Origin of the sequence: Schinkia azotoformans, from assembly GCF_035811335.1 — a bacterium.
Classification (GTDB): Bacteria; Bacillota; Bacilli; order Bacillales; family Bacillaceae_J; genus Schinkia; species Schinkia azotoformans.
In genome coordinates, this window is record NZ_JARSMD010000008.1 from 88,742 (window position 1) to 104,686 (window position 15,945).

At 41.3% G+C, this 15,945-nt stretch carries 16 protein-coding genes; 15 read left to right on the top strand and 1 reads right to left on the bottom strand.

The features are described from left to right. Positions 1-202: 202 nt before the first annotated feature. From P9E47_RS04405 to spoIID, 15 genes are all read left to right on the top strand, one after another. Positions 203-577 carry an NADH-quinone oxidoreductase subunit A gene (locus tag P9E47_RS04405; protein ID WP_003333358.1) on the top strand — a complete coding sequence of 125 codons (375 nt, stop codon included), beginning with the start codon at positions 203-205 and terminating at the stop codon, positions 575-577. Continuing rightward, positions 568-1,089: an NADH-quinone oxidoreductase subunit B gene (locus P9E47_RS04410; protein ID WP_003333357.1), complete on the top strand. Its 522-nt coding sequence runs from the start codon at positions 568-570 to the stop codon at positions 1,087-1,089. The genes P9E47_RS04405 and P9E47_RS04410 overlap by 10 nt, the downstream gene beginning before the upstream one ends. A 3-nt stretch (positions 1,090-1,092) precedes the next feature. After that, complete coding sequence (locus P9E47_RS04415; RefSeq protein ID WP_326162669.1) at positions 1,093-2,142, top strand: NADH-quinone oxidoreductase subunit C; 1,050 nt, start codon at positions 1,093-1,095, stop codon at positions 2,140-2,142. A 3-nt stretch (positions 2,143-2,145) separates the two neighbouring features. Continuing rightward, positions 2,146-3,249, top strand: coding sequence for an NADH-quinone oxidoreductase subunit D (locus P9E47_RS04420; RefSeq protein ID WP_003333354.1), 1,104 nt, complete (start codon positions 2,146-2,148; stop codon positions 3,247-3,249). Beyond that, the gene (nuoH, locus tag P9E47_RS04425) at positions 3,249-4,253 is read left to right on the top strand and encodes an NADH-quinone oxidoreductase subunit NuoH (RefSeq protein WP_326153913.1); all 1,005 of its coding nucleotides are present in this window, start codon (positions 3,249-3,251) and stop codon (positions 4,251-4,253) included. Before P9E47_RS04420 ends, nuoH begins: the two co-directional genes overlap by 1 nt. Positions 4,254-4,301: 48 nt before the next feature. Then, on the top strand, positions 4,302-4,721 hold the full coding sequence (nuoI, locus tag P9E47_RS04430; protein ID WP_003333353.1) for an NADH-quinone oxidoreductase subunit NuoI: 420 nt from the start codon (positions 4,302-4,304) through the stop codon (positions 4,719-4,721). Next, complete coding sequence (locus tag P9E47_RS04435; protein WP_003333352.1) at positions 4,718-5,233, top strand: NADH-quinone oxidoreductase subunit J; 516 nt, start codon at positions 4,718-4,720, stop codon at positions 5,231-5,233. The genes nuoI and P9E47_RS04435 overlap by 4 nt, the downstream gene beginning before the upstream one ends. Continuing rightward, complete coding sequence (gene nuoK, locus P9E47_RS04440) at positions 5,226-5,540, top strand: NADH-quinone oxidoreductase subunit NuoK (RefSeq protein ID WP_003333351.1); 315 nt, start codon at positions 5,226-5,228, stop codon at positions 5,538-5,540. Before P9E47_RS04435 ends, nuoK begins: the two co-directional genes overlap by 8 nt. Positions 5,541-5,585: 45 nt before the next feature. Continuing rightward, complete coding sequence (gene nuoL / locus P9E47_RS04445; protein ID WP_326162670.1) at positions 5,586-7,457, top strand: NADH-quinone oxidoreductase subunit L; 1,872 nt, start codon at positions 5,586-5,588, stop codon at positions 7,455-7,457. Beyond that, entirely contained in the window at positions 7,454-8,962 is a 1,509-nt protein-coding gene (locus P9E47_RS04450) for a complex I subunit 4 family protein (protein WP_326162671.1), read from the top strand. Before nuoL ends, P9E47_RS04450 begins: the two co-directional genes overlap by 4 nt. Before the next feature lie 6 nt (positions 8,963-8,968). Further along, positions 8,969-10,489 (top strand): NADH-quinone oxidoreductase subunit NuoN, encoded by a 1,521-nt coding sequence (gene nuoN / locus P9E47_RS04455; protein WP_326162672.1) that lies wholly within the window; start codon positions 8,969-8,971, stop codon positions 10,487-10,489. A gap of 329 nt (positions 10,490-10,818) precedes the next feature. Continuing rightward, on the top strand, positions 10,819-11,052 hold the full coding sequence (locus P9E47_RS04460; RefSeq protein WP_003333347.1) for a DUF1146 family protein: 234 nt from the start codon (positions 10,819-10,821) through the stop codon (positions 11,050-11,052). Positions 11,053-11,444: 392 nt separating this feature from the next. Then, positions 11,445-12,350, top strand: coding sequence for a YwmB family TATA-box binding protein (locus P9E47_RS04465; protein ID WP_326162673.1), 906 nt, complete (start codon positions 11,445-11,447; stop codon positions 12,348-12,350). Between the two features lie 31 nt (positions 12,351-12,381). Further along, complete coding sequence (gene murA / locus P9E47_RS04470) at positions 12,382-13,692, top strand: UDP-N-acetylglucosamine 1-carboxyvinyltransferase (RefSeq protein WP_003333343.1); 1,311 nt, start codon at positions 12,382-12,384, stop codon at positions 13,690-13,692. A 383-nt stretch (positions 13,693-14,075) separates the two neighbouring features. Next, positions 14,076-15,110, top strand: a complete 1,035-nt coding sequence (spoIID, locus tag P9E47_RS04475; protein WP_326151631.1) for a stage II sporulation protein D — start codon at positions 14,076-14,078, stop codon at positions 15,108-15,110. A 154-nt stretch (positions 15,111-15,264) separates the two neighbouring features. Here spoIID and P9E47_RS04480 read toward each other — a convergent pair whose 3' ends face one another. Next, positions 15,265-15,600 carry a hypothetical protein gene (locus P9E47_RS04480; protein WP_326162674.1) on the bottom strand — a complete coding sequence of 112 codons (336 nt, stop codon included), beginning with the start codon at positions 15,598-15,600 and terminating at the stop codon, positions 15,265-15,267. Positions 15,601-15,945 lie beyond the last annotated feature (345 nt).

Genomic DNA, 15,945 nt, shown 5'->3' on the forward strand with positions numbered 1-15,945 from the left:
TCACATTTTTTTCATGAAATAAAAATAATTATGTGATAAAATGCACAGACTTAATCACATAGTAGAATAAATGTCAATATTTCCGAGATGAAGTTCATGTTTTTTTACGATATTTTTGACGTTTGGTCGACACAATTTTAGCTATTTGCTATAATAAGGTCGGTGTGAGTATTTAAGAATAAACCGATTTGGGGGGGATGGTATGGACAGTTTGTTTCTGTACCAAAACAATTATTTAATTGTAGTTGTCTTTCTATTGTTAGGTATTATACTACCTGTCGGAGCACTGACATTTGGTCGATTCCTGAGACCGTATAATCCTACGGCAGAAAAGAGGACGACCTACGAAAGTGGTCTAGAACCTTTCCATGAAGCTAGGGTTCAGTTTAATGTACGTTATTATATTTTTGCTTTAATGTTTGTTATTTTTGATGTGGAGACAATCTTCTTATATCCGTGGGCGGTTGCCTATGATAAGTTGGGAATCTTCGCATTAATTGAGATGTTAATCTTCGTTGTTATGCTTATTATCGGCTTAATTTACGCTTGGAAAAAGAAGGTGTTAAAGTGGATTTAAATTTAAATTTAGCGGATATTACACCGGAAGAACAAGAAGAGTTCAAACGCAATGTGTTTTTGACTACAGTAGAAGAAATTAAAGCATGGGCTCGTAGAGGTTCAATTTGGCCAATGACCTTCGGGCTCGCTTGTTGTGCAATCGAAATGATGGCTGCAGGTGGAGCGCACTTTGATATTTCTCGTATTGGTAAAGAGGTCTTCCGTGCTTCCCCACGTCATGCGGACTGTATGATTGTTGCTGGTACTGTTACGAAAAAAATGGCACCGATCTTGCGTCGTCTTTACGATCAAATGCCTGAACCAAAATGGGTTATTGCGATGGGTGTTTGTGCAACTGCAGGCGGACCGTATGTGAAATCTTACGCAGTTGTAAAAGGTGTAGACCAAATTGTGCCGGTTGATGTATATATACCAGGTTGCCCTCCAAACCCAGCCGCTTTACTTTACGGCTTGCATAAATTGGAAGAAAAAATCCGCCTAGAGGCTAAGACTGGAAAGCGGGTGATGTAATCCATGAGTGAAAAGGATTTAGAGCAATTGAAGAAAGAGGCTGTTGAAAAAGCAAAAGCTGCTGCTGCCGCGAAGGCGAAAGCTGCTGCGGCTGCAAAGGCAAAAGCCGCTGCGTTAGCGAAACAACAAGGTGGAGCGGAAGCACAAACGGCTGAAAGTGAAGCCCCAGCAGAAGTAAGTGCTGACGCAGCAGGAGCAGATGCCAAAGCGAAAGCCGCCGCTGCTGCGAAGGCGAAAGCTGCCGCAGCCGCAAAAGCAAAGGCTGCCGCTGCTGCAAAAGCAAAATCAGCAGCATCAGAAGCTGCATTCCAAGCAGAGGGTGCCACAGCGTTACCAGAAGGTACGGATGATAAGGCGAAGGCCATTGCCGCTGCGAAAGCAAAAGCCGCTGCAGCCGCTGCCGCAAAGGCCAAAGCTGCTGCAGGAGGCGCGGGAGCCGCAGCTGGCGGTGACGATGAAAAGGCGAAAGCAATCGCTGCTGCGAAAGCGAAGGCTGCTGCTGTAGCTGCCGCAAAAGCCAAAGCTGGCGGAGCCGCTGAAGCAGTAGGTGCAGAAACACCACCGGAAGCACCATCACCAAACCAACCATATTTAGATAAATATATTAAGGTGATCAAAGACCATTTAGGCGAAGACGTATTAGAAGATGCTTACATAAACAAGCTATCTCAAGATGTACCTACATTGGTTGCAAAGCCAGACACATATTACAAGATCGCCGAATTCCTTAAATACAATGAACAGCTTGGATTTGACTATTTATCAGAGCACCATGGTTCAGACTTCGTGAAACATATGGAAGTCTACAACCATCTTTACTCTTATAAAAATCGTCAATCCGTTGCTTTAAAAGTAAAAATTGATCGTGACAACCCGGTGATTGATTCCTTAACACCATTATGGCCTGGTGCCGATTGGCCGGAAAGAGAATCCTATGACCTTGTGGGAATCACATATACGAATCATCCTAATTTAACTAGAATCATGCTTGCAGACGATTGGGTAGGACACCCACTTCGTAAAGACTACGAGCAGTATGATGTGGAGGTGTAGCAAATGGCTTACAAAACCGAAGAATTGCTACTCAACGTTGGTCCTCAGCATCCAAGTACACACGGGGTATTCCGGGTAGTTCTTAAGCTTGATGGTGAAATCATTAAAGAAGCTACACCTGTTATCGGTTATTTGCATCGTGGAACGGAAAAGTTGGCTGAAGACCTGCAATATACACAAATCATTCCATACACTGACCGCATGGATTACCTGTCAGCCATGACAAATAACTACACAGTTGTTCACACGGTAGAAACGATGATGGGCTTAGAAATCCCTGAAAGAGCGGAGTATCTCCGTGTCCTTGCGATGGAGCTAGGACGAGTTGCCAGTCACTTAATTGCATTCGGAACATTCCTAATGGATATGGGGGCTACAAGTCCATTTATGTATGCAGTTCGTGAACGTGAAATGATTTTGAACCTATTAAACGAACTTTGCGGTGCCCGTATCACTTTCAACTACATGCGTGTAGGCGGTGTGAAATGGGATGCTCCAGATGGCTGGATCGAAAAAGTAAAAGAATTCGTTCCTTATATGCGTGAAAAAGCCAAAGGCTATCACAATCTTGTAACTGGAAATGAAATCTTCCAATCACGTGTAAAAGGGATTGGTAAGTTTACGAAGGAAGAAGCGATTGCTTATTCATTAAGTGGTACAAATCTTCGCAGTACGGGCTTAAAATGGGATCTTCGTAAAGACGAACCATATTCAATCTATGATCGTTTTGACTTTGATGTCCCTGTTGGGGAAAATGGCGATGCTTTTGACCGCTATATGTGCCGTATGCTTGAAGTAGAAGAATGCTTAAAAATTATCGAGCAAGCTTGTGAACAGTTCCCAAGTGAAGGGCCAATCATGGCTAAAGTTCCGAAAATCATTAAAGCTCCTGTTGGGGAAGCATTTACACGTATTGAGGGAGCACGTGGTGAAATCGGCTGTTATATCTATAGTGACGGCAAAAAAGAACCATATCGCTTGAAATTCCGACGTCCAAGCTTCTATAATCTTCAAATTTTCAAAAAGCTTGTTGAAGGTCAAAACATTTCAGATATGGTCGCTATTTTGGCGAGCTTCGATATCGTGTTAGGGGAGGTTGACGGATAATGATTCAATCACTATTAAACTCACCTCCAGGACTCTTGAACTTTGGGATTTACTTTCTGTTAGCAGCATTACTATTGTTTACAGTGATCTTGGCTTTCGTTGCCTATGCGATCTTAGCAGAAAGAAAAGTGCTTGCCTTCATGCAATCACGTGTAGGTCCGAACAAATTAGGGGGCCGCTGGGGTTTATTGCAAACAGTAGCAGACGTTTTGAAACTATTGCTTAAGGAAGACATCATTCCGAAAGCGGTTGATAAACCATTATTCCTACTGGCACCCGTTATTGCATTCGTACCATCATTCATGGTCATTGCAACAATACCGTTTACTGATAAATATCAGTTCGCAGACCTTAATGTTGGGATCCTTTACTATATCGCACTATCAGGTATGTCGATCGTTGGTACCGTAATGGCGGCATGGTCATCAAACAACAAATATTCATTAATAGGTGGGATGCGTGGGGCAGCGCAAATGGTTTCCTATGAAATTCCGCTCGTTATGTCTATTTTAGGTGTTGTTTTATTTACAGGCAGTATGAACTTAAATGACGTCGTTCATGCCCAACAAAATATTGCTTATATCTTTTTACAACCAATCGGATTTGCTGTATTCTTCATTGCTGCCAATGCTGAATTAGCACGTATTCCATTTGACTTACCGGAAACAGAGTCAGAGCTAGTTGCAGGTTACCATACTGAATATTCAGGCTTCCGTATGGCCTTCTTTATGCTTTCAGAGTATGTGTATTTGTTCGCGATGTCAGCGTTAATCACTGTTTTATTCTTGGGCGGATGGAATCCAATCCCGGGACTTGGCTTTATTCCAGGTGCTGTGTGGTTTGCCCTGAAGTTCAGCGTAATCGTCTATATTTTCATTTGGTTCCGTGCAACATTCCCACGTTTCAAAGCTGATACATTAATGGAATTTGCGTGGAAAGTATTATTACCAATCGCATTAGCGAACCTATTTTTATCTGCAATACTAAAGGCATTATTTTTTTAAACTAAAAAAAATTAATTTAATCCAACCACGAGAAAAAGGGGTGGAAGCATGAAGGGCGTATTTAAGGGCTTGGGTTATACCCTAAAGGAATTAACAAAAAAGCCGGTCACATATGATTATCCAAATGAACCATTGGCCTTGCCCGATCGTTTTCGCGGTATACAGAAATTTTACCCTGAAAAATGTATCGTTTGTAATCAATGTGCGGCGATTTGTCCGACAGATTGTATAAAGCTTACCGGTAAAAAACATCCGGATCCAAGTAAAAAGGGGAAAATCATTGACACGTATACAATCAACTTTGAGATTTGTATTTTGTGTGATTTATGTACAGAGGTTTGTCCTACAGAAGCGATTATTATGACAAATAACTTTGAACTTGCTGAGTACAGCCGTGACGAGTTATATAAAGACTTAAGTTATTTAGATGAAAATGATGAGAGTATAAGAGAGGTGAACAAACCATGAGTGGCGAGCTTTTAGCGTTTTTTATCCTAGCCTTAGTTGCAATTGTGGGCGGGGTACTATTGCTCAACCTTACAAAGGTAGTCCACATGGTTGTTGCCTTAGTATTCACCTTCTTAGCGTTAGCCGGACTTTATGTTACATTATCGGCTGAATTCGTAGCCGTTGTTCAAGTTATGGTTTATTCCGGAGCAATTACGATCATCATGCTTTTTGGTATCATGTTAACGAAACATGATGATCAAGAGGCGCGAAGACCACATTCTTGGAAAACAATATTTGTTACTCTCGGAGTGATCGGATTCTTCCTTGTAATGTATTTCTCAATTAATGATTTATCACTAGGCGAACAAGCAACAACATTGCATGAAAATAACGTACTGCAAATCGGTACTGAATTGTATTCAAAGTACATCATTCCTTTTGAATTAACATCAGTCCTATTGCTTGTAGCGTTAATTGGCGCGATTATTCTTTCTAAAAAGGATGACAAGGAGGATGAAGTGAATGAGTAGTGTACCTTTATCTGTCTACCTTGTGCTTGCCCTAGTACTTTTCTGTATCGGTTTATTTGGTGCTCTAACAAAAAGAAACACCGTGATCGTATTAATTTCAGTTGAATTAATGCTGAATGCAGTTAATTTAAATCTCGTTGCTTTTAGTAAGTATGGGGTTAATCCAAGTATCACAGGACAAATTTTTTCATTATTTACAATAACTGTAGCAGCAGCAGAGGTTGCGGTAGGCTTAGCGATCTTAATTGCCCTACACCGCAACAAGAAAACAGTTAATATTGATGACATCAACATAATGAAAAAATAGACATGAGTCTCACTGCCTGTGAGTCTGGAAGGGGATTGTGATAAGATGATGGAAAATGCATGGCTGATACCACTGTTTCCACTTCTTTCTTTCGTACTTCTTCTTATTTTCGGTCGAAGGTTGAAAGAAAGCAGTGCCTATGTGGGTATGTTAGCAACATTAGCCTCCCTCTTACTTTCGGTCATGGTGCTGCTAGAGCGGCTTCAAGGAGAAAATGTTAAGATTGAGGGAACGTGGCTTACAATCGGAAATACTGGCTTAACGGCTGGTTTTGAAGTGAATCAATTAAATGCGTTAATGCTATTTATCGTTTCACTTGTAAGTTTCCTAGTTCATATGTATTCAAAAGGATACATGCACGGCGATGAACGTATGCCTGTGTTTTATAGCTATTTAGGTTTATTTACTTTTGCAATGTTATCATTAGTTATTTCACCAAACCTATTACAAGTGTACATCTTCTGGGAGCTTGTAGGTTTAGGTTCATTCTTGCTGATCGGATTTTATTTTTTCAATCCAGAAGCAAGAGCTGCTGCTAAAAAGGCGTTCATTGTTACACGTATCGGTGACGTCGGCTTATTCATCGGAATGATTTTATTATTCTGGCAGGTTGGCAGCTTTGAATATGATGAGATTTTCGCTGCAGTGGATGCTGGGGCAATCGAACCGTTTTGGATTACGTTAACAGCGATTCTAATCTTTGTCGGTGCGGTTGGTAAATCTGGTCAATTCCCGTTACACACATGGTTACCGGATGCGATGGAAGGTCCAACACCAGTTTCAGCATTAATCCACGCCGCAACAATGGTTGCTGCCGGGGTTTACTTAGTAGCGTCTTTATTCCCGCTATTCTCAGCAAGCGGGGCGGCGATGACTGTAGTAGCAACAATCGGTGGTATTACAGCTATTTTTGCAGCATCAATCGGTTTAGTACAAAAAGACATCAAGCGTGTGCTGGCTTACTCAACAGTCAGCCAATTAGGTTACATGATGCTTGCATTAGGGGCTGCAGGTTATGTATCAGGTGTGTTCCACTTAATGACACACGCCTTCTTTAAAGCGTTACTGTTCCTAGCTGCGGGTTCTGTTATTCACGCAGTTCATACACAGGATATCGAAGAAATGGGCGGTTTATGGAAAAAAATGAAGCTGACAGCGCCATTGTTCCTAATTGGTACATTAGCAATCAGTGGATTTCCATTGCTATCAGGTTTCTTCAGTAAAGATGAAATTTTAGTTGCAGCATGGGCAGACGGCCGTTACGGATTGTTCTGGTTAGCTGTTGGTGCTGCATTCTTCACAGCATTTTACATGTTCCGTTTGTTCTTCATGGTATTTACAGGGGAATCTAGAGGAGAACACGGAAATCATGCGCATGAATCACCAGGTGTGATGACGTTCCCGATGATTGTGTTGGGAGTTTTAGCGGTTGTCTCAGGCTATGTGAATACACCTTGGTTTGGCACGTTTTTGGGGGATTGGTTAACAGAAGGTTCACACAGTCTAGGGCATGGTCATATTGAGGGACCAGGTTGGATCATGTTCGTAGCAACAGGGGTTTCTTTAGCTGGTATACTACTCGCATATCTTATGTACGGTGCAAAAGTACTTTCACGCGACTGGCTTGTTAAGCCGTTTCCTGTATGGTACAAAGTACTTTACAATAAATATTACATCGATGAAATCTATCATACCATCGTCGTACTCGGAACACGCACAATCGGGTTAATTTTACAAGTTTTTGATACTTATATCGTTGGTGGTCTTGTAAAAGGAACTGCTGCTCTAGCTCAAGGAATTGGGCGCGCAGGTGCGAAGCTTCAAGATGGTCAAGTCCAAACGTATGGAACAGTTGCCTTCTTCGGGATAGCCGTTCTAGTGGTGATCATCGCGTTGACAGGGGGTTATCTTGGATGAGTAGTCTTCTAACGTTTTTAGTTTTCTCTCCCCTGCTCGGGATTATCGTTTTAGCCTTTATGGCAAAAAATAATGAAAAAGCAATCAAAGCGGTTGGTTTCATCGCAACATTAGTTCCGTTATTACTATCCTTTGTTGCCTACAGCCAATTTGATTTTAATGAAAAAGGAGTACAGTTAGCCCAAAAAATGGACTGGATCTCTTTTAATATGGGTGGGGACTTCCCTTTCATCATTAATTATGAAATGGGAGTAACAGGACTTTCATTAGTTCTACTTCTTTTAACAACAGTTGTGGCAACACTAGCTTCCGTTGCATCGATCTACGTAAAGAAGGAATGGAAAGGATTTTTCATGCTATTCCTACTCCTTGAGTTAGGGATGCTAGGCGTGTTCGCTGCACAAAACACAGTATTATTCTTTATTTTCTTCGAAATTACATTAATTCCAACGTTCTTCTTAGTTGGTAAATGGGGTTATGAGGAAAGAATGAAAGCGGCTTATAACTTCTTAATCTTCAACGGACTTGGTTCTGCGATTTTATTAGTTGTTTTTGCATTACTTTTTGCAAGAACAGGAACAGCCAACTACGAAGAGTTAAGAACAATTATGGCAGCAGACCCACAGGCACTTGCAACAGTGGGAATTACACCAGGCTTTAAAATGGGGATTTTAATTGCGTTGTTGATTGCATTTGGGGTTAAGCTTCCAATCTTCCCATTGCATTCATGGGTATTAACAGTCCATGCTGAAGCACCAATCCCAACGGTTATGATTCACTCAGGGATTTTGCTTAAAATCGGGGCATATGGTTTAATTACATTCGGTTTAAATCTGTTCCCGGCTGAGTTTGGACGTCTAGCAGTGTTAATTGCCGTACTTGGCGTAGTGAATTTATTATATGGAGCATTTTTAGCTCTAGTTCAAACAGATTTCAAAAAAGTATTGGCTTACTCAAGTATTTCACATATGGGGATTGTCTTAATCGGATTAGGCGCTATGAATTTAGAAGGTATTCAAGGTGCGATTTTCCAAGTAATCTCCCATGGTTTAATTTCAGCTTTATTGTTCTTTATCGTCGGTATTATGTACGAGCGCACAGGAACAACAACAATCGACGCACTTGGCGGTATTGCGAAAGTAATGCCAATCACTGCAGGCTTCTTCTTAGCAGCAGCAATGGCATCTCTTGGACTACCAGGTATGTCAGGGTTTGTCAGCGAGTTCATGGCATTTTTAGGTTTATTCAAATCTATGCCGGTTGTAGCGGCAATCGGATGTTTAGGTATCATCTTAACAGCTGCTTATTTACTGCGCGCTGTGTTGAATATTACGTTTGGTGCCACAAGCACTCGTCATACAGGGCTTAAAGATATTCGCTCAGTTGAATATGTACCAGTATTAGTATTGTTGGCATTTGTAATTCTGATCGGTGTCTACCCTAATATTCTGACAAACGCAATTCAAATGACGCTAGAAACTATAATGTTAGGGATAGGGGGGTAAGCTGATATGGATTTAGAAACATTGTTAAGCTTTAAATGGGGACTTATGGCTCCAGAATTCACAATTGTGATTACAGCTACCCTTTTATCGCTAATAGATTTATTTATGGATAATAAGAAAAGCCGCAATATACTCGGTTGGATTGGAATCGCCGGTATCGTCATTGCGTTGGTTTTCTTAATTGGACAAATAGGGCAAGAGCCAGCTGATATTTTATTTGGCACTTACATTTTTGATCCATTCGCCGTTGTATTTAAGTTTATTTTCCTTGTAGGAACAGCTTTTGTTTTCTTACTAGCAATGAATTATAATCCAGAAGATAAGATTCGTCATCGTGGTGAGTTTTTCTACTTATTTATGACAGCACTTTTAGGTGCTATGTTCATGGCTTCAAGTGCAGACTTAATTACATTATTCATCGGCCTTGAATTGTTATCTATTTCTTCTTATATTTTGGCAGGTATGCGTAAAGACAATTTACAATCGAATGAAGCTGCAATGAAATACATCATCAACGGAGCTATTTCAACAGCATTTATCCTATTCGGATTCAGCTATATCTATGGTATAACTGGAACTACGAATATATTCGAAATTGGCATGCGTACTGCAAATTTAGCGAGCAGCGATTTACTAAACTTAGCAGCTCTAGCGTTCATCATTTCATTTGTTGGTTTATCTTTCAAAATCGCAGTTGTCCCTTACCAAATGTGGGCACCAGACGTATACCAAGGTTCACCAACACCTGTAACAGCATTCTTGAGTGTTGTATCGAAGACAGCCGGATTCGTCATCATCATCCGTCTATTCCTTACAGCATTTCATAGCGCACCAGGATTGAATGCTGACGACTATAACCTGTTATGGTCAATCAAACCATTGCTTGGAGTCATCGCTGTTCTAACAATGATTGTCGGAAACACAATTGCATTAAGACAGAAAAACATCAAGCGTTTATTCGCTTATTCAAGTATTGCCCATGCCGGTTACTTACTAGTACCATTCCTTTCATTATCACCATTATGGTTAGAAGGAATTTGGTTCTACCTAGTAGCTTACTTACTAATGAACCTTGGTATGTTCGCAATCCTACAAGTCGTAACAGTCAAAATGGGAAGCGACGATATCTCAAGCTTCTCCGGCCTATACAAGCGTGCACCAATTGCCGCCGTTATGATGGCAATCTTCCTGTTGTCTTTAGCAGGAATACCGGGTACAGCCGGCTTTATCGGTAAGTTGAACATCTTCATCGGTGCCTTAGGACCAATCACAGCGATGGGACCATTCCCAGGCCACATCGTCTTAGTGAGCATCATGATGGCAACAACTGTCATCTCATACTTCTACTACTTCGGCGTCATGAAACAAATGTTCATGGTAGCCCCAGTAGACGAAAATGAACCTGTTCGGATCAAATTGCCAAGCGGTGTAATGGTAGTCGTAGCCCTATGCGTAATCGGTACAATCCTATTCGGAATCGCACCAAACCTAGCACTCGACTTCTTCTACAGCGTGATGGGGATGTAAACAATAGTGTAGTGTGGAAAAAGAAAAGACTCGCCTGGGGCGAGTCTTTTCTTTTTGGTACGTGCGCAAGTGTGGGCGGCTTTGGCCGTTGGACCGCAGGGGTGGGTTCTCTGTCCCATTTTGGGGCCATGGGGTCGGGAACTCTGTCTCAGTACTAGCAAATTTATTAAATATTTTTTTACTTTGCCTTTAAATACTGCATAATGGTTAATGAAAGGTCGGTTAAACGTATTGCTGTTTTGAATAAATTTGGTGATAATTCATACATAAAGTTAACTTTTGTCGTTATATGTATTTTCCGGGAAATATTGAAGGGAGGAGGGGAAATAATGTTTGAAAACTTTGGTCAGCAATCGGCTGTCAGCATTGTTGTACATTTGCTATTTTTCGCTATTACTTGGTGGACATTAATGGGGCTGAGAATGGACTTGTTAATCAAACCGGGGAAGATCGGTCATGCAAAAGTACTAATGATTTTATTAACAATCGCGATCGGTTCGGCAGTAAGCAATTTCTTTTTAAACTATCTTCTCTGGGCACAGCAGCTGCAATTTATGTTTTAAAAGGTTCCGGTTTAGTATTTCCGGGACTTTTTGCGTTTTGGGTGGGACACAGTTCCCGACCCCGCGGCTTAGCCCACGAACATCCGGGCCAGAGAACCCGACCCCACGGCTCGACCCCACGGCTCAAAACTGGACAGAGAACCCGACCCTGCGTCCCACCAAGACCGAGCCTATGCCCCACCTATTTTCCCCTTAAACCTAAAACTTATCCATGTCGATAACTGACGACTTCTTCCACGTATTCATCCTAAATTAACTGGCAAAAATGTAAATAAAGAATCTTGTAGGTGACTAAACCAAACTAAAAAAAGAGATAACAGAGGATGGCGAATCAAATACGGATCAAAATCTAATCAACACAGCCATCCAGTAGGGAGAAGAGGAGCTTTAAAATGAATAAACCAATTTTTGTTCTTTTAACTTTTATGTTTGTTATGTGTTTTCAATTTAATGGTCATGGGAATAGCCAAGTGATCGGTTTGACGGAAAATGCGACGGAGCAACTTCAAGATATTTTTGAAGTGATGAACAAGCACGAAATCAAAGTCGAGGGTTGGTCAATTTATGCACGCGAGGACCGCACTTCTTTTACAAACAAAGAAAAATACGATGCCAAGATCGACCATCTAAAGAAACAAAACCCGAACTTCGAATGGGAGCAAATACAAGAAAATGGCATGTACAAAACAGTGGGTACCGCAGAAACAAAAATCCAAAAAACTGAAACAACTAGCATTGAATCAGATGTAAAAGCAGATACTACTAATGTAGCTACAAGTTCGGCAAAAATCGACAACCAACAAAACGAAAGCCAATCCCAAAATAATAGCGAAATAGCCGTAACAAAAAACACAACTGCAGCACTAAAAGAACAAATAATTTATGTCGCCTACCCCCATAAAAATCAACTCAAAACGTATCTTATATATGTGATTGAAGGAGAAAATTGGGAACCGGAGCTTATGAATGATTTTGCACCATCGGTTCAAACAAAAATAGGTACAATGTTCGACAAAAGTCCGCAAATTTTCTCTTGTGCAAAGGGTCAAACTGGTGGTAAGATAGATGGTGTTTTGTATAATCAAGCCCTTAAAATACTAAAGGACTTTTCCGCAGATCCAATTGAATCTTTACAAGAAGAGGAATTTGTCACAGTATCAGCATATACTGAAAATTGGAAGAACAGCATCCCTGAGAAGAATAAGGAAATGAATATACAAATAGCGTTACGAAATCATGGATTGGGCGCCTCAACTACGGTCGTAATTGGCACACCAATCATCACATCTGAATATTAATATATAGATAATGGACGCGGAGGGGAATACCTTGGATAAAATCATCGTCCGTGGTGGTAGGCGGTTATCGGGTACCGTAAAAGTTGAAGGTGCTAAGAATGCTGTACTGCCTGTCATCGCAGCAAGTTTACTCGCTAGTGAAGGAAAAAGCTATATTTACGACGTCCCTTCTCTTGCAGATGTTTACACGATTAATGAAGTTTTACGTTTATTAAACACAGAGGTTATTTTTAATGATAATATGATTCAAGTTGATGCTTCTAAGCCATTACTTACAGAAGCCCCATTTGAGTACGTTCGAAAAATGCGTGCCTCTGTTCTTGTAATGGGACCATTATTGGCCCGTGTGGGTCACGCACGTGTGGCGTTGCCTGGCGGATGTGCGATCGGTTCCCGCCCAATTGATCAACATTTGAAAGGCTTCGAAGCTATGGGTGCCTCTGTTGTAGTAGGTAACGGCTTCCTTGAAGCAAAAGTGGAGGGTCGACTTCGTGGTGCGAAAATATATTTAGACTTCCCAAGCGTAGGGGCAACGGAAAATATTATGATGGCAGCTGTATTAGCCGAAGGCACAACGACAATCGAAAACGTTGCAAAAGAGCCTGAAATCGTTGATTTAGCGAATTACTTAAATGCAATGGGAGCAAAAGTTAGAGGTGCTGGCACGGGTACAATTCGTATTGACGGCGTTGAAAAACTAGTAGGTGCTCATCATACAATCATTCCTGACCGGATTGAAGCAGGAACATTTATGATAGCTGCAGCAATTACGCAAGGCGATGTTATTGTTAAGGGTGCTGTTCCTGAACATTTAACTGCTTTAATTGCAAAAATGGAAGAGATGGGCGTTCGTTTTGAGGAAGTTAAAGATGGAATCCGTGTAATCGGACCAGAACGTCTAAAAGCAATTGATTTAAAAACAATGCCGTATCCTGGCTTTCCAACAGATATGCAGTCACAAATGATGGCACTGCAATTAAGAGCAGAGGGCACGAGCATGATTACTGAAACGGTTTTTGAAAATCGTTATATGCATGTGGAAGAATTCCGCCGCATGAATAGCGATATCAAAATCGAAGGTCGTTCAGCAATCATTAACGGTCCAGCAAATCTTCAAGGAGCAGAAGTATCTGCAACAGATCTTCGCGCTGCCGCAGCGCTCATCCTTGCTGGTCTTGTAGCAGAAGGCTATACACGCGTAGTCGAACTTAAACATCTAGATCGCGGCTATTACAACTTTACCGAAAAACTTGCCGGCCTAGGTGCAGAAATCGAACGTATCAACGAAGATACAATTACAAAATCAAGCAATATCATCAATGTTAGGTCAAACCTAGCATAGCCATGGTGGGACACGGGGTCGGAAACTCCGGCCTAGTTCAAAGCAAAGGAGCCAAAAATCAATTGGTTCCTTTTTTTGTGTGGTTAGTTGCGTTTTTGTGCGCCGTAGGGTCGGGAACTCTGTCTCAGATTGCACAATTTTGTCCAGCTCCAGCGCCCAGCGACTCGTAAACTTCGCTAAACGGGCGCCTGCGCTTTTCTAATTTTAGTTCTATTTGCTTGTCCATCCCCATATTTTAGATATATAGCAACAAATTTGAACCTTTATTCCTTGGAATAAAGATCAAGCCTCCGGCGGATGCCTCAGATTTTTATCGAGCAAGCTCGATAATATCCGCTGAGCGAAAATACGCCAAGGCGCATTTTATTATGGAGGATGAGACAATGTCACGAATCAAACCACTAGTTATTCTTGGATCCGCACTTTTTGCAGTAATCTTATTAATTCCAACCTTATTAGTAATACCCTTTACAAACGAAAAACATACACTAAATCCACATGAAAATTCGGCAGTACCAGCTTCAGCAACCCAACAAAATCCAACGCTACAGGAGCCAGCGATTGAAGTTGCTGTCTATAGAAGTAAAACAAAGAAAATCGACAATATCCCACTAGAAGAATATGTAAAGGGAGTCGTTGCATCAGAAATGCCGGCTGAGTTTGAATTAGAGGCTTTAAAAGCACAAGCTTTAACCGCCCGCACTTATATCGTAAAACAATTATTAGGAAATGAACCGATTAGCGCTCCGGAGGGGGCAGTAGTAACCGATACCGTCATGCATCAGGTATATAAGAGCCCAGAAGAGCTTCGCACCGCTTGGGGAGCAGCTAACTATGAATGGAAAATGGAACGCATTACAGAGGCAGTAGGGGCCACAAAAGGCCAAATCATAACGTATAACAACGAGCCAATCACAGCATCATTCTTTTCAACAAGCAATGGCTTCACAGAAAACTCTGAGGATTATTGGAAAAATTCATTCCCATATTTACGTAGCGTAGAAAGCCCTTGGGATAAAGCATCTCCAAAATTCAAAGACCAGGTTATCGTGTCCGTCGCTGACTTCGAAAAGAAGCTTAATGTAAAAATAAAATCAGACACAGTTGGTGAAATTATTTCTCGAACAAAAGGCAATCGTGTAGCCCAAGTCAAAATCAATGACAAAACGTTCGATGGCCGCGAAATCCGTGAAAAACTAGGTCTGCGTTCCAGTGACTTCACATGGAAAAAACAGGGAACTAACGTCGTCATCACAACAAAAGGCTATGGTCACGGTGTTGGTATGAGCCAATACGGTGCAAACGGCATGGCTACCGAAGGCAAAACATTCAAAGACATCATCACCTACTACTACCAAGGCACAGCTATTTCAAGCATCGATTCCAACATAGCCGCAGCAGTAGTGGCGAAGAAATAAACAGGATATTTAGCGGGAGCTCCTGAAACTGGGGCTCTCTTTTCGGGATGGTGCTCTTTTGCTCTTCAGGTTGTGGGTCACGGTTGGAAAGAGCCACAGGGTCGGGAACTCTGTCCCAAGCCCAAAGCCCATCCTCCCACCACCAACATCTTAATTATTTTACCTCATCGGACTCCAATTCAACATTCAAATTGAATGGACTCTTCCCATTAGCCACTAAATCCAAATGCCACCACCACTCGCTTAGCGGGTGATCCGACACAGAAAAATCATAAGCCTTCTGTATATGCTCAGACATGATCTTTGCATTATCAATTAACTTCAAATCATATTCTGATAACTTTATCTTCTGGTCCTCGGTTAGTTCATGAACCACTCTTTCCAGATCGCTGCGTCTATGCAGCAAATCCACCGACTCAAAAGGACTAATCTCTAAATTACCAATGCACTTACCATACAACTCAATACTTTTACTATACTTGGAATTCACTCACACCATCCCCCGACTTCTATAAATACTTATCGTACTATAGAATAAATTTTCCCCTCAAAATAAATGATACACGAATATGAAAGCAATAGAATAAAAAATTGCTTGCCAATCAAAAGTCGGCAAGAAAACATAAATAAGAGATAAAAAACTTTTATAATCATGGAATGTTCCTAGTAAAACAATTCACGAACCGAGCCAGAGTTCCCGACCCCATGTCCCAAGCCCTCCATAAAAAAATTCCCCACCCCATGCATAATCCCGCCCCTTTTGTCGAAAAATAATCTAAAAAAACTTTTTCTCCAATGTATAGAAACTAGTAAATTTGATAAAACTGGTTGCTGA